The organism is Vibrio bivalvicida (genome assembly GCF_001399455.2).
GTDB lineage: Bacteria > Pseudomonadota > Gammaproteobacteria > Enterobacterales > Vibrionaceae > Vibrio > Vibrio bivalvicida.
This window is the reverse complement of record NZ_LLEI02000083.1, coordinates 71,442-85,292: the sequence shown is the minus strand read 5'-3', so window position 1 is coordinate 85,292 and position 13,851 is coordinate 71,442. Positions and strand designations below refer to the sequence as shown.

The following is a 13,851-nucleotide window of genomic DNA, read 5'->3' as shown; positions in this document are numbered from 1 at the left end:
CTTCAACCCACCTTACATGGCATTCTGGCTGCCGTGAATTTTTGGGTAGCGCTTTACATAACCGTCGCGGCCGTAGACCTTAATTGACAATTGAATATAGCGATCGAAACTACAAAATTGTTGGAAAAAGCGGTTTAGTACGTCGCTGAATGCTAAGTACCCACTTGTGGTATCCAATGTAATCTCGATTTCTGTACCAGGAGAGAAAACATTCTTACCAAGAATTCTTAACGCTGAAACTTGAGAACGGATGTTGACGCTGCGGATGGTTTGAATTTCATCTGCAGAGATCTGGCTTCGGCTACACAAGCGCAGCATTCTCTTTAAAGCTTCTTCTGGGTGCTCTGCATGAAGTAGAGAAACAAAGTTTGCGTTAAGCAGGGCAATAAATTGCCAGTGCAAGTGCGGGTCTTGTTCTCTAGCAATAGGAGCCGATGGCGGATAAATTGGGCTGAACTCACCTGGTAAATCGATACTTTCTAAGCATTCAAAATTGCCTTGAACCGCACAAGCTCGTTTACCATTGGTACACAATAACCGCGTTCCATACAACTTGTTGAATTCGAGTTCTTGCTGGTTGTTTAAGCTGATCGCGAGACGAAACTCATTGTCGCTGCTGCGAGTGCACTGCCAATGATCAGCTTTTGGGTCTGAGCGGTAACTGTCTTTGAAAAGTGGAGTTAAGGTTTTCTCTCCCATAGAGGTAATTTCAAACACCTCTTTCACTTCGACAATCTCAATATCGCTGTCACTGTGTGCATCAGCATTGACCGGTATACTTAAACTACGCTGGTCGTATGTTGTCGGCTCACCAGTTTGCTCGAATAAATTGATCGCTGGAACAATATTCAATTTAAACACTTGGTTGTCGAATAGGCGCATGAACTCAGTTGGCAAGCTATGCATAAACAGATTTAATACAACCTTTGATGTATCGAAGTGCTTAATGGCTCGGCCGAACTCTTTAAGACGGAAAAACTGACGCTTTTCTTTAAAAAAGAAGAACTCACTGATCAATTGATAGCCGGCAAACTGATTGCCTTTCTGTGGGAGAAACTGGAAATTGGCATCGCTGATTCTGCTTTTTAAACGTTCGGGTTCAAGCACGATGTGTTTTTCGCAAGCGGCATCCGAAATAGAAATCGCTAGGGTTTCTGCAAGTAGTAATTCAACCAGAGAGTCTGCATTGTTTTCAAAACCTTGAACAAAAAAATCGAGGTCATCACAATCGAGAGAAGAGAAATGCACATCTGGGTCATTGGTCGAGAAACTCAATTGGATAACGGCGGTTGTTTGTTCTGTACCTTGGGGGCGATTGAATCTGAATGGGGCGCTTGAGGCCGTTGTATCAATCAGCTTAAACGAGGTGGTTTTTAGCTCGTCTATGGTCGTGAATGAGCAGTTTTGATTCTGAGCTATTGCTGAAAACTGTGCACCTTTAGGTAGCGTAACAGACTCTGCAAGTTCAGCGTTTTCATCAAGCTGAAGGTAAGCGATACTTGGCACTGTTTGAATATAACTTGGGTATAAAACGCCAAGTAATCCTTCGACGACTTCTGGTAGCTGATCAGACAGCTTTTTTTCTACCGTTGCGTTAAGGAGCGCAACACCGTCAAGCAATCTTGCAAGACTTGGGTCTTCTATTTGCCCTTGGTGTATGTTTAAACGATCGGCGTGAGTCGGGTGTTGATGTCCAAATTGACCTAACGCGCGTCTTACAAGGGTCAGTTCCTGTTCGAAATACCTTAACAACGGATCACTCATAACTGTCCTCCGTCATTAGAGTTCTTAAATCATTCAGTGAAATTTTTGAGTCAAATACCAACTCGGTTTCTCCTTGAGTGGTTTTGGCTTTTGCAACAATGTTGAATGCTATGGCGTTTTCGTTCTCTTTACGCTCACCAAGCTCGACCATGACATTAGTCAATCTAGGTTCGAAGTGCTTGATGTAGTTTTCTAGGCGTAGCGCTAGTTGAGCTTGATCGAGACTTGCACTCAGCAGTTGTACATCTTCAATGCCATAACGGAAGTTAGAGCGCTGGAGCTCTATAAATCGATCATCTATTTCGAGCAAAGACGCCTCTGACTCAAGGAGTTTCGTCAGGTTGTACTTGATGTCTTCGATATCGTCATTTGGCCCAGAAACATCATGGGGTTGCACAAACGTTCTCCAAAAGCTCATTACGCCACCTCATCGAGTTCGGTCGTTAAAACGACTTCACCTGTGAAATGATCATATTGATACTGAGGCACAATACGCAGAGTACAAGAAAAACTACCTTTGTGATGCGGAGATTCGGAGACACTGATTTTCGCAAAGCTAAGAGGGTACTTCGAAAGTGTTTCTTCATTAGCAAAAGAGACATTACTAGAAAACTTTTCTATCCAATGAGTCAGAAACAGCTCACATTCAGACGCCGTATTGAAGTTGCCTATCATTTCTCGCACTTGAACCTTCAAGTAGTGCGCAATACGACAAGACATCAAACTTGTTTGGAGCTGGGTCAGAACCTTTTCGTTGTCTGTTTGAGTGTTACTTTGCCAGATTGAGTTATTGCCGTTGAAGTAAAACTTTTCGCTAAGGGCACTTTTAGTCAGAGGAATAAACCCATTCTGAGCGTAAAACGTTGAAATCTGACCAAACAAAACCACATCGGTTTCCGGATGAGAAAGGTATTGGCTCTCGTGGTGCTCTAAATTGACTAAGGCACCTTGCGCTTTATCGTTCCAACGTGATTTCAAAAAACCAAACCAATTGACTCTGTGGTGCTCACGCATAATTGTTGCGGCAAAAGCAAATGCTGCGTTACCCCACAGCCCTTGACCAGATTCATTGTAGATAAATCCAACCTTGGCATTTTTGTAGCGATGGCGCATGCGAATAGATGGCATGACTAATCCAACAAACTTGGACGAAGTTTTCAGTCTTAATTCTTGCCAAGGCTTGTAGTCGTCTCCACTGAGGATTTTTTCAATTCGATTCGTATCCGAAATCCAATCGGCACTCGGTTGAACGAAAAAATAGTCGTCAGGAGCAAATAGCATCGGACAGAGAGTGACTTCACCGAGCTTTCCTAGCAGCTCAAGGGTAAACAGATCGTCGTAATCCGCATCAAAATCCATATCAAGAGAGATTTTGTGTGTGAAAACAATGCTACCAAATGGGTGACCACCCAAGGTATTCAACTCTTTGTTACCAATTTTGTTGTATAGCTCGGAGCTTTTAACAGTATAAGCCTGGTTGACATCGTTAGACACCTCCGCCCAATCCATATCAAGCAGCTTTAGTTTGGTGCGCTGTTTGTTGACGGGAAGTTTAGACAAGCCTTCGAGGCCCAGCCAACTGCTGTGGAGAGCTTCAAAATCTTTGTGGTGCAATATCTGATCAAGTTGCTTTGAGATACTGCTATCCAGTTCGGTGATCAATTGAGCAAGAATAATCGTTAGGTTACCTTTGCTTTCGAGTGCTTGCGGAGCGATCTCAGACAGCAGAGATAGCGACTCTTTTAAAAAGTCGTTGTCTGTGGTGTCTAATCCGGCAAAATTCCGTTGCCATTCTGAATTGATGTTCAAATTCATCATGTCCTAAGAATAAAGAGAAAAAATAGGCCGGACGAAGCCGGCCTTTGTTCTGGTTTAGCCTGGAATCTTAGCGACCATTCGAACTGAGGTCGTTAGTTCTTCAAGTTGTAGCCATGGGCGTAGATGGGCGACCGCAGAATATGAACCTGGGCGGCCTGGCTGTTCTACTACCTCGATACGAGATTCAGCTAATGGGGTTTTCGCTCGTTGCTCGTTACCAATGGCACCTGCGTTGGTGTATTGGTCAATCCAAAGTTGAAGTTCACGTTGGATATCCGGAGCCTCTAGGTTTGAACCTAGCTTGTCACGACCCATAACCTTCAAGTAGTGAGCGATACGGCCACTTGCCATGATGTAAGGCAGACGAGCAGAGATTGCGGCGTTTGCTGTTGCATCTGGGTCGGTGAATGTTTTTGGTTTTTGTGTCGTTTGACCACCAATAAACACGCCGTAGTTTGAGTTTTTGTAGTGAACGAGAGGCAAGAAACCTAAGTCACTTAGCTCTTTTTCACGTTCGTCAGTTAAGTTAACTTCAGTTGGACACTGTTGTACCAAGTCACCAGCTTCAGTTTTGTACGTTAGGTTTGGCAGGTTTTCTACTTTACCGCCATTGTCTAGACCACGAATAGCCGTACACCAACCAGATGCTGTGTAAGCTTGCGTCATCTTAAGGCCAAGGTCGTAAGCCGCATTTGACCAAACGAGCTCATCATTGTTTGCAGGGTTTGGGTTACCATCCATATCTGTACCTAGCTCTTCGTAGTTGAACAGGTTGGTACTTAGACCTTTATCGCCATATGGTAGACGAGCCATAGTGCGGGGCAGTGTTAGCGTTACGTAGCGCGCGTCATCACTTTCGCGGAAAGAGTTCCACGCAGCATAAGCAGGTGAATCGAAACCAGCAGCAACTGGCTTACCTTCATCAAAGGTAGTGAAATCGTTGAACTCAAACATTTGTGCATTTGCAGCGGCAACAAATGGAGCGTGACACGCAGCTGCAACTTCACCCATGTAACGAAGTAGAGCTACGTCTTCATCTTTTGCGCTGAACTCGTAGTCGCCGATAAATGTACCGTAAGGTTCACCACCAGCTGTACCAAATTCGCCTTGGTAAACTGCATTAAACAGTGGGCTACGGTCAATAGCTGGTGCATCTTCGAATTGCTCTAGTAGCTCTTCTTGAGTGAAATCGACCATTTTAATTTTAAGGTCACGGCCCAATTCACTCTCTTTGACAAGCTTTTGTAGACCACGCCATGAACCCTCCAGTTTTTGGAAGTCATCTTGCTGCATAACTTGAGAAAGTTGGCTAGAAAGCTTTTTGTCGATCTCAGAGATTGCGTTTTCAATGGTCTTGGTTAAGTTCTTATCCCAAGTGACAGTACCTGTCAGCGCCTGCTCAGCGAGGACAGAAAAGAGTTCTTTTGTAGTATCAGCCGGAGTCTGAGTCGTTGCTTCAATTGCTCTGTCTAGAAAACTAAGCGTACCTTCCGCAGCTTCCGCCGGCTGGGCTTGATTTTCAGCTTCTGTGCTCATTATTCAGCTCCTTCTTTATTGATACCTAGCTCTTCGGAAAGAGCGTTGATGGTGTCTGCACTCTGAAGCACTTCTTTAAGCAACTTTTCAAGGTCACGAGAGCGGTCAGCCTTAGAAAGGAGTACTTTCAATTGGTTGCGTGTTTCAACCAGCTTTTTAAGCGGTTCGACTTGTTCAACAATCGCTTCAGGTTCGAAGTCTTTCATTGAGTTGAACTGTAGGTTTGCTTCGAACTGGCTGTCATCATCGGCCAGTACGTTGTCAACCTTCATGCTTAGCTCGGGGCCAACACGCTTCATGACGTTGTCGAAGTTATCTTTATCGACGTTGTAGAACGTGCGTTCTTCAACGTCTTCTTTGTCTTGTTTATGACCCGAATAGTCACCAATTACCCCAACGACAAATGGGAGTTCTTTGGTTTCTACAGCGCCATTAGTTTCCACATCGTAAGTAATACTTACGCGGTTTTTACTTACGCGTTTGTGTTGGGAATTAAGTGCCACAATGGATCTCCTTATTCAATTACGCTGCTGTCGATGTCACTTTAGCTGTTGTTGCATCGAAGCCTACTTCAGGACCTTTCTCGATCTTACCGCCTTCGCCTTCGATGTAGTACGCTTTAGAAATCTCAGTGTATGTTAGACTGAAAGATTCGTTTGGTAGCGTGCCGTCAGATGCCGCCATGTTGTAGCTAGACATACGCGCCGCTTTAAGAGTCAGGATAAGGTATGGATCAGCACCAGAACCTTCGCGGTTAGGCTTGGTCATTACGATTTCAATAGTTTTACCTTCGCCACCTGGAGCGTATAAGAATGTGGTTAGGTGAGGTGTTGCACCATCACAGCCACGTGTTACGTTGACTTCACCTAGTGCAACCATACCTTGGTCTGCGTTGTTTGCGTTACCGACATCAATGCCTACGCCGCGTACAGCGTTCCAAGTGATAGTATCGATAGCGAAGAAGCCATCTTTACCACCAATCTTTTCTACTGTTGCAGCGCCTTTAGGTTTTGTACCGTCGATTCTCATGAAAATAGAAGCCATTTTATTCTCCTTTGCTGATCAGCATTTGGTTACCACTCGAAATCATTCAGACTAGCTGATGACTCGGTGGAGCTTACTTCAGTTTGTGATGATTGATTAGTATCGGTCTTTTCCTGAGTTGTAATTTCTACAGGAGAAGTCTGATTAGTTGGTGTGGCAGCGCTTTTAGCTGCTACCACGGTTGAATTAACACTAGCGGAGGCTGATAAAACTTTATCGCTTAAATCGAGCTGATCTAAGTTGTCCATTCCCGTTAATTGGTTAATTTGTTGCATTGTGCCACTGTTACCAGCAGTCATTTCTTGCATGAGTTCTGGAAGGCTCATGTAGCCCCAGCGTATTGCTCTTTCCAGCAAAAACGAAATCGGGCTGTGTGGTTCGGTTTGTTTAAAGAACTCAGAAATCTTTCTTAGTTCTTGAAATGCTTGATCGCGGTTAGCAACTTGGTTAACGCTCACATGGACAGGGGCAACTTCGGTTTCTACTTGTGCGATAGTCTGAGGCGAGCTGTTCAGTGTTGCTTGAGGCGCTTTCTGAGTCGGAGTAGACTCTACTGCCGGATCATGCAATTGTTCACTGTTTACTTCTGGGTGCTTTTCTACCGTTTCTTCTTTGCGAACTTGATAAGTATCATCCAATGGCCAATGCAAAAATTTGTCTTCAGTGAGAAAACGAATCGCGTTGATAGAGTCCGCAATATTCGCTTTAACAAATCGAAAACTGATTGGTGTCACACCTACCTGTTGGCATTCATGAGCGATAGCTGTTTCCGCTTCGGTGAAGTTTTGGTGGGCTTCAGAGAGCAATAATACGGTGCGTTCAACGTCGTTGCTGTATAGCTGTTGTGCCTGTTTTTTTAGCGCTTCTAGGTCACCCGAACGTTCTGCTCGGAGATAATCACCAAATGTAATACCTTCTATCAAGCCGACTAGTTGTAGTGGCATAAACAGTGCGGTTGAATCGTTGCTTTCACCGACCAATTGAAGCAGAGGTTTGATGCGAAAATCAGCTAGCTCTTTTAACTTGCCTTGCTCGTCGTTACTCTTGATTTTGTTTTCTGGCAGAGTAGGGTGCAAGTCTCCCCAAAACGCGTCGATATAACCTTTTAGTACTTTAGTTGAGTCAGCTAGGTTCTGATAGGGCTGCGCCGTAAATAATTGACTCGAGATGTACCATCCTAACAACTCCAAATCTTTGGTTGATTGAGTCAGAGCTTCATAAGTGCTATTGCGCAGTTGAGCCCAATTGGTTTCATTGGTATCGAGTAGCGTTTCGTCGCTGGATGCCTCCGGCGTTTCTATAAGCTGACGAAAAGAAGATTGGGCGGCATTATAGCTATTACGTAGTGCACGGTAGATCGAGCGATCTAGCTTCAGGTAGTTCCCTGTCGGGGATTCTTCAGAGATAGGAGCCAACAATTGAACAATGTCTACCATGTATTATCCGTTATATAATTATTGTAATTTAGTAAACGTAAGCAATTGTTAGAATAGTAATTTGTTAGCATTTGCTCACAAAGGATAGTCTAGGCTTATTTTAGAAAAAGGCTCGTCCAAATTTATTATTTACGTAAAATAGTGACCTACATCTAGAAAATTGGCCGGAGCACGTTCATTTTTTATTAAACCCTTGTTCGGGAGGTGGTTTTTTAACCACCTATCATTACGGTGGGCATTCCAAGCACAATAGTGCCACCATGTGCAGTTGTATCTCCCATACGAGCCGCTGGCTTGTTCATAATTAAAACGGTCGCGCTGCCTTTAATGATCGAATCCGGTGGACCAACGCACACGCACATATCTCCCAAAGTAGCTGCTGGCATACTGCCAATGAGCACCGTCGGTACTCCAGGACCTGCTATCGGACCTCCAACATGTGGGATAGGAGGGACTGCAGGGGTTTGCATTGGGCATACGTGCATGTCAGTTAGACGAGCTGCTAAAGTCATTCTGTTCCACCGTTTCCACCGTTTGCTATGTTAAGTGCATAGTTTACCGATTGAGTATAGTACTGTTCTGAACCGTCCCAGTTTGGTAGCGCGGCAGCATGATTGATAGCCCCTGCGACCGCTTTAGCATACAGAAAAGGGTCGGGTAGTACGGCTGGTAGATCTGGGGCGACAATGCTTCCAGAGCCGTTCCAGAAAACGGATTGAGTCAGCCAAGACGGACCACAGTTTAAGTCAAGTCGATTAGAGAGTAGCTCTGCCTTGCGCCTGAGATCTTCTGCTGGGCCTTGCACCCATTGTTGCGCTGTCTGAATACATTGCGATTGTGTCGAGTTCCAAACATCGTTACGCAGTTGAATACACAGGCTTGCCCACCAGATCGCTTCTCGAACTGGTAGAGAGTGTGCAAGAAATTGAACGAGGTCATTGTATAGTTTGTTGTCTTGGAGCGTTTGAATGGTCTCTTCTATAGACAAATCTTCGTTGAGTAACTCTTTGGCTTCTTCAGATGCTGAGAATCTTGGCAGTAGTTGCCCACAGCTCTGATAAGGAATTTTTTTATAAGTCATTAGTTTACCTTGACAATTGCCCCTTTCACTTCGCCCATGACGCCGCCGTTAAATGTTGCTTTAAGCCCAGACTTAAACTCTGCACTTAAAGAGCCTTCTGCAGAAAGGGTGGTATCAGCTTTGATCGCGACACTTAAACCTTTGATTGAATTTGAGCTGGTGGCTTCTAACGCGGTGGTTGTGCCAGAAACTTTGTTGGCTGATGTCGCCTTACTAGTGACATTGGTGCCTTGTAGGTTCAAGCCGCTGCTGGCTTTTATATCAATATTGGTTGCTTCAATAGATATCGAAGAAGATGAAATCGAAATTTTGCTCGAACCCACTTTTATGTCAATGCTATCGTCAGCCTCGATAGTGATGGATTTCGCTTTTTCTGACATCGCTTTGGTCACGGTTAGGCTGTAGTTATCTTCCGTAGAGATAGCCATTTGTTTGGTGACTTTCTGTGTTAGTTCGCCTTTTATCGTTTCAGTATGATTATTTTCTATCTCTTGGGTAATGTCTTTTGCCGCGTGCAGATAGATCAGTTCATTATCTTTTTTATCATCGAAGTACAGCTCATTAGACTGTCCGCTAAGCTTGGTACTAATCCCACTTTTGGTTGAATTGGCTTCTTTATACGGAGGAGCATTCTTACTGTTGTACACACTACCTGTGATGATGGGTTGATCCGGGTCGCCATCGATAAATGAGACCAGAACTTCTTGACCAACTCTAGGGATAAACTGAGCCCCATAACCGCTACCTGCCATCATCTGAGCAACACGAACATAGCAACTGGTTTTATCGCCACTTGCTTCTGTATCCCAATGAAACTGAATTCTTACTCGGCCTTGCTCATCTTGGTTGATCTCTCCAGCTGTTGAGCCCGCTACTGTGGCACTCTGTAATCCATGGACTTTTTGTTTGTCTAGTGGCTTTGGATAGTACGAAGTCGACTTAGGAACCGCTTTGACTTCAGTGTCACATATAACATCTTCAGAGTAGTGGGTCTGTATCGAAACAATTGAGTAGTCAGACAGTTGTGATTTATCTAGATGGCTAGAGAGAGTGAACCAGGTAGCGATATCAAACAGGTCATGTTTCGCTGTCGCCACAATGGTCTGGTAGTTCTGTCCCAACTGATCGATGCGACGTTTAGCAAGGTTACTTGCTAGATCGGTTTTATCACCAGAAATGCCCAAAGGTGGGTAGTGAACATTGGTCAGTTTGGTATTGTTTGCTATAGAATGGCTGCTCTTCTGGGCCTTACTGGAGATCAGTTTGGCTTGGCTATAGTCGTATGCGGTTAGCTCGACACTGGCGCCATGAAATGCGACTGCAGGTGACCAAGACTCGAGTAGGGGTAAAGAGCCTGTTGGCGTTTCTACCATATCGAATTTTGCGTTGTCAGCTTTATCGAAAGGCGATTGCGCATCTTGCAGTACGAGAGTGTGCTCTTTATCTGAATGGGTGAAATAGTAATGGATGCCTTCTTCTGCGAGCAAGCGAGAGACAAAGTCAAAATCAGACTCGTTATATTGTAAACAATATTCACGTTTTGTTGTCGGCATCTTGGCTATTTTATAGCAGCCCTTAAAGCCAGCATTGTCGAAAACATCGCTCACAATATCTTTGGTCGATTGGTTCTGATATACGCGGAAAGCGTGGGTATGCTTGAGCAGGTCTAGCCAAGGTTTGAGAGTGACTTGGTACACAACGTATTGTAGGTTGCTATCCATTCCCAAGCTTTCAATTCGAGTGATTATCCCATTGAAAGAACGAGTCAGCGTAGTACTGCCCGAGAGGTTTGAGTAACGGTTAATGGTAAGAAGTTGACCTAATTGACTTTGTGCATCGAAATGACTGGAGACAAGGGTCGCTGAAATAGAGAAAGACTCTGACATAGCTTGAGTCACAGAAAATTGGCTTACCTTGTGTTCTTGCCCTTTACTATCTTTAGCAGAAATTGGGCTCGCCGACGCCGAATATTTTTCAGCCATAGCACTTCCTTTAAAACTGACGAACATGCTTCAAGTAAATGTATTCGAAACAATGGGTTGTAATGTCTGTTAATAATTCATTAAAAAGTAGCAGGTATTCATTGGTAAATAAATCAAATTCATCCTGATTTATAGGCTCTGGCACGGTGGTAAGAGGTGATGTGTTTAAAATGTGAACGAACACTGTCACTGAATAAGAACAAAGAAGCCGTACGGAGAGTGTACGGCTTGATTTGACTTTATTAGTGGTAATCTGGTTATTCGCGATCTTGATCGAAGTCGCCATGGAAGTGGTCGTGATCAGAAACGCTGTCAGCAGCTTTTAGTTTCTGTCCTACGCGTAGCTTACTACTTGGTGCTTCTTCAACTGCGAATGTTCGAATCTCAGCCTTAGCTTCAGGCTCTTGTACTGGGAACAACGGCTCGCTAAACGCATAATAGGTTGTAACGTAAGCAAGTGACTGTGTATTGACGTAAAGAGCTTTCTGACTCACGTTGTTTAAATCGTCACAAGCTTGGTGATAACACTTATCATAAGCGACATCGATATCACCACCAAATTGCTCAACCTCTTGCGCAGACTTGACCTTTTCAGCTCCAGTAAATAGTCCACCAAACGCGATGCCCCAGTCTGCGAACCCTGCATAATCTGAGCGCTTAGACAGAGCCTGAGGGACAGTGGACTCTGACTTCTCAGTAAAGAACTGATTGAAAACTGATTCGATATGCGATGTGCCATATGGCGGTTTGAAGTCACCAGTATAGGCGTTATCAGGACTGTCCTTGGTATCTGATAGGTCGCCATCCATTACACCAAAGATGTAGTTTGGTGAGCCAATCATGTCAAAGTTCAAATAGAGCTTAACTTTGTTCAGTTTGTAGTAACGCGCATCAACAAGATCGAGCTGTTCTGGAGTCAGCTGACTTGGGTCTTCAAGCCCAAGCTCCTTAAGAATCTCCTGCTCGGCTTGAGCTCGTAAAGGTGCAAACAAATCGTTGGTGTAGTACTCAGAACCGACAAGCCCAGCTTCTTCAGCCGCCCACCATGCAAATCGTACTTTGTTTTTAACTGGGGCGTCTAAGTCTGCCAGAGTAACCGCGTATTCCAGTAGGCCAGCAGTACCCGAACCATTGTCATTGATCCCAGGGCCTTCTGGTACTGAGTCAAGGTGAGCACCTAGCATAACAACTTCATTTTCATTACCACCTTTGGTCTCAGCGATAATATTTTGGGTTAAGACGACGTCATCTTGAACATTAATGGCAAGCGTGACAGGTACTGAAGTGGTTTGGCTTAAATCATGCCATTGTTTGCCCAACGCGTAGCGAGCACCAAATGCAGGAATGTGCGCCGTACTATCACTGCCAAGCGTGCCGTTTACGGCGCTTGTACGACCTTCACCATTGCCTTGGTTGAAGACGATAACCCCCTTGGCACCTGCGTTTTGAGCATTGACCACTTTAGTATTGAAGCTACACCCTCCACGTTGGATGATGGCGACTTTGTTGGTGATATCTTTGCCAGTGAAATCTGACGATTCACATCCATCGGTACTGTCATAATCTGGGGCGTCGAATCGAAAATCTGGCGTTATGAACACGGCTTCAGCGGTTATTGAACCGTTCGAATTGCCTGAGTAAGACATTACTGCAAAGTCAGGCTCGACACCTTCACTGGCGTTACGTACGCCGATGAGATCCAGACCATTGACGTTTAGTTTCGTTCCCGCAAGCTCTTCCCATGCGCGAAAATCAAATTCTTGTATCGAGACATCGTAATTGTGCTCGCGCATGGTGTCGACGATGTAATTGAGAGACTGTGCATAGCCTTCAGTACCTGCCGCGCGAGTAACCGAAGCGCCATCCGTTGTCTTAGAGGCTCTTGCTTCTAGCTCCTCAAGATGTTCGACGACTTCTTCTCGATCGATTTTGCTGCTGACGTATTTTGCCGCTTTTTCGGGATCATCCCAGTAACACCCGGTTAGTAGCGTTGAACTAATAACAGTGGCGAGCATAGTTTTTGTTGTTGTGATGCTTACTTGCATTTGTGACTCCTTGTATTAAATAAGCGAATACATAGTTGCCGAAATGCAAGGTTAAAAAAATGTTAATTTTAATTGGATTTATAAAATATGAAGGTAGGTCAAATTAGTTTCGTCTATTAAAAATATCAGTTACATATGTAATCGATATGCATTCACACATTCAACATAAACAATGACTTATTTGAGTAGTGCCGGATAAATAGCACTGTCCCAATTGCTGACCAGACCCACTGGCAGTTGAACTAAGGTTTGGGTGATAAAGACTTATCGACTGTCAACAACCAGTAATTTGGCGCTGCGATAAGCAAACTTCATACTTTCTACTTCGTTGGGGCGGCTGATCAATTGGTCAACAGAGGGAAGGACAACAAAGAAGATCAGAGGCTCGGAATGCATATATCGCCAATTGTGAGCGTCCGTGTCTTTTTTATATGCCTTCAAATTTATGGTGAGTACAACGCTTTCGGGGGGTAACTGACTTCCTTTAAAATGCCCAAGTTCGTGAACAGCCCCCCATAGCGATTCTAATGGACGTTCGTGGGTACTTTTAAGAAAGAGCTCGAGTTGCAGGGTACCTTCGTCGTTTCGTTCAATTGCGCTTAACCGCTGAGCAGTACGTACACCTTTCTCAAAAGGAAGGTAACCAAGCCCATTGTCAACAACCTGATTCGATTGCGGGCATAGTTGAATAGAGTCAACTGGCTGTTGGCTTGCGTACAGTTCACACGTGAATTGCTTTATGATCAGTTCTAACCCTTGGTGAAACTCCTCACCTTTCAAGTCTTCTACAGAGACAGAGTGGTTATTAATAGCTTCAGCAAAGACTTTGTCGACAGATTGATTAACCCGAGCCCCATCTTCAACAAGCACGAAGTCATTGTGTTTTACTGCGGACTTTAAGACATTATCCGTTTCTATCACGGCGATATCGTCGCCAGAGTATGTACTGTTTCTGAGCAACGGGTAGTATGGTTCGCGTTCATCAGCAAAGAAGAGCGAGCATCCTGCAATATTAGCGGTAATCAATCCTGCAAGGATCGAATTAGCAGTTATAGAGCGCATTAAGCCTCTTATTTTAGAAGATTCCTTTCTGTATCTAAGATATTAATCTCATACTTGGGTTAAGTCATTGCTGTAAATGAAAT

General features: G+C 44.4%; 12 protein-coding genes. All 12 read right to left on the bottom strand.

What is annotated here, in order from left to right:
- Positions 1–12: 12 nt before the first annotated feature.
- The 12 genes from tssF to APB76_RS20250 all read right to left on the bottom strand — a co-directional run bounded on the left by tssF (position 13) and on the right by APB76_RS20250 (position 13,768).
- Positions 13–1,764 (bottom strand): type VI secretion system baseplate subunit TssF, encoded by a 1,752-nt coding sequence (gene tssF / locus APB76_RS20305; protein WP_054962466.1) that lies wholly within the window; start codon positions 1,762–1,764, stop codon positions 13–15.
- A complete protein-coding gene (gene tssE, locus APB76_RS20300) occupies positions 1,757–2,182 on the bottom strand; it encodes a type VI secretion system baseplate subunit TssE (protein ID WP_049844011.1) in 426 nt (141 codons plus the stop codon). Before tssE ends, tssF begins: the two co-directional genes overlap by 8 nt.
- Positions 2,182–3,579: a type VI secretion system contractile sheath domain-containing protein gene (locus tag APB76_RS20295; RefSeq protein WP_049844012.1), complete on the bottom strand. Its 1,398-nt coding sequence runs from the start codon at positions 3,577–3,579 to the stop codon at positions 2,182–2,184. The genes tssE and APB76_RS20295 overlap by 1 nt, the downstream gene beginning before the upstream one ends.
- 57 nt (positions 3,580–3,636) lie before the next feature.
- Complete coding sequence (gene tssC / locus APB76_RS20290; RefSeq protein WP_049844013.1) at positions 3,637–5,118, bottom strand: type VI secretion system contractile sheath large subunit; 1,482 nt, start codon at positions 5,116–5,118, stop codon at positions 3,637–3,639.
- Positions 5,118–5,621, bottom strand: a complete 504-nt coding sequence (gene tssB, locus APB76_RS20285) for a type VI secretion system contractile sheath small subunit (RefSeq protein WP_049844014.1) — start codon at positions 5,619–5,621, stop codon at positions 5,118–5,120. Before tssB ends, tssC begins: the two co-directional genes overlap by 1 nt.
- A gap of 19 nt (positions 5,622–5,640) precedes the next feature.
- Complete coding sequence (locus APB76_RS20280; protein WP_049844015.1) at positions 5,641–6,162, bottom strand: Hcp family type VI secretion system effector; 522 nt, start codon at positions 6,160–6,162, stop codon at positions 5,641–5,643.
- Positions 6,163–6,191: 29 nt separating this feature from the next.
- Positions 6,192–7,598, bottom strand: a complete 1,407-nt coding sequence (locus APB76_RS20275) for a type VI secretion system protein TssA (RefSeq protein WP_049844016.1) — start codon at positions 7,596–7,598, stop codon at positions 6,192–6,194.
- Between the two features lie 212 nt (positions 7,599–7,810).
- Positions 7,811–8,110 (bottom strand): PAAR domain-containing protein, encoded by a 300-nt coding sequence (locus APB76_RS20270; RefSeq protein ID WP_049844017.1) that lies wholly within the window; start codon positions 8,108–8,110, stop codon positions 7,811–7,813.
- Complete coding sequence (locus tag APB76_RS20265; RefSeq protein ID WP_049844018.1) at positions 8,107–8,679, bottom strand: DUF6931 family protein; 573 nt, start codon at positions 8,677–8,679, stop codon at positions 8,107–8,109. The genes APB76_RS20270 and APB76_RS20265 overlap by 4 nt, the downstream gene beginning before the upstream one ends.
- Positions 8,679–10,661 (bottom strand): type VI secretion system Vgr family protein, encoded by a 1,983-nt coding sequence (locus APB76_RS20260; protein ID WP_054962465.1) that lies wholly within the window; start codon positions 10,659–10,661, stop codon positions 8,679–8,681. Before APB76_RS20260 ends, APB76_RS20265 begins: the two co-directional genes overlap by 1 nt.
- Before the next feature lie 257 nt (positions 10,662–10,918).
- Positions 10,919–12,706 (bottom strand): M28 family metallopeptidase, encoded by a 1,788-nt coding sequence (locus APB76_RS20255; RefSeq protein ID WP_054962464.1) that lies wholly within the window; start codon positions 12,704–12,706, stop codon positions 10,919–10,921.
- Positions 12,707–12,970: 264 nt separating this feature from the next.
- Positions 12,971–13,768, bottom strand: a complete 798-nt coding sequence (locus tag APB76_RS20250) for a hypothetical protein (protein ID WP_054962463.1) — start codon at positions 13,766–13,768, stop codon at positions 12,971–12,973.
- Positions 13,769–13,851: the final 83 nt, after the last annotated feature.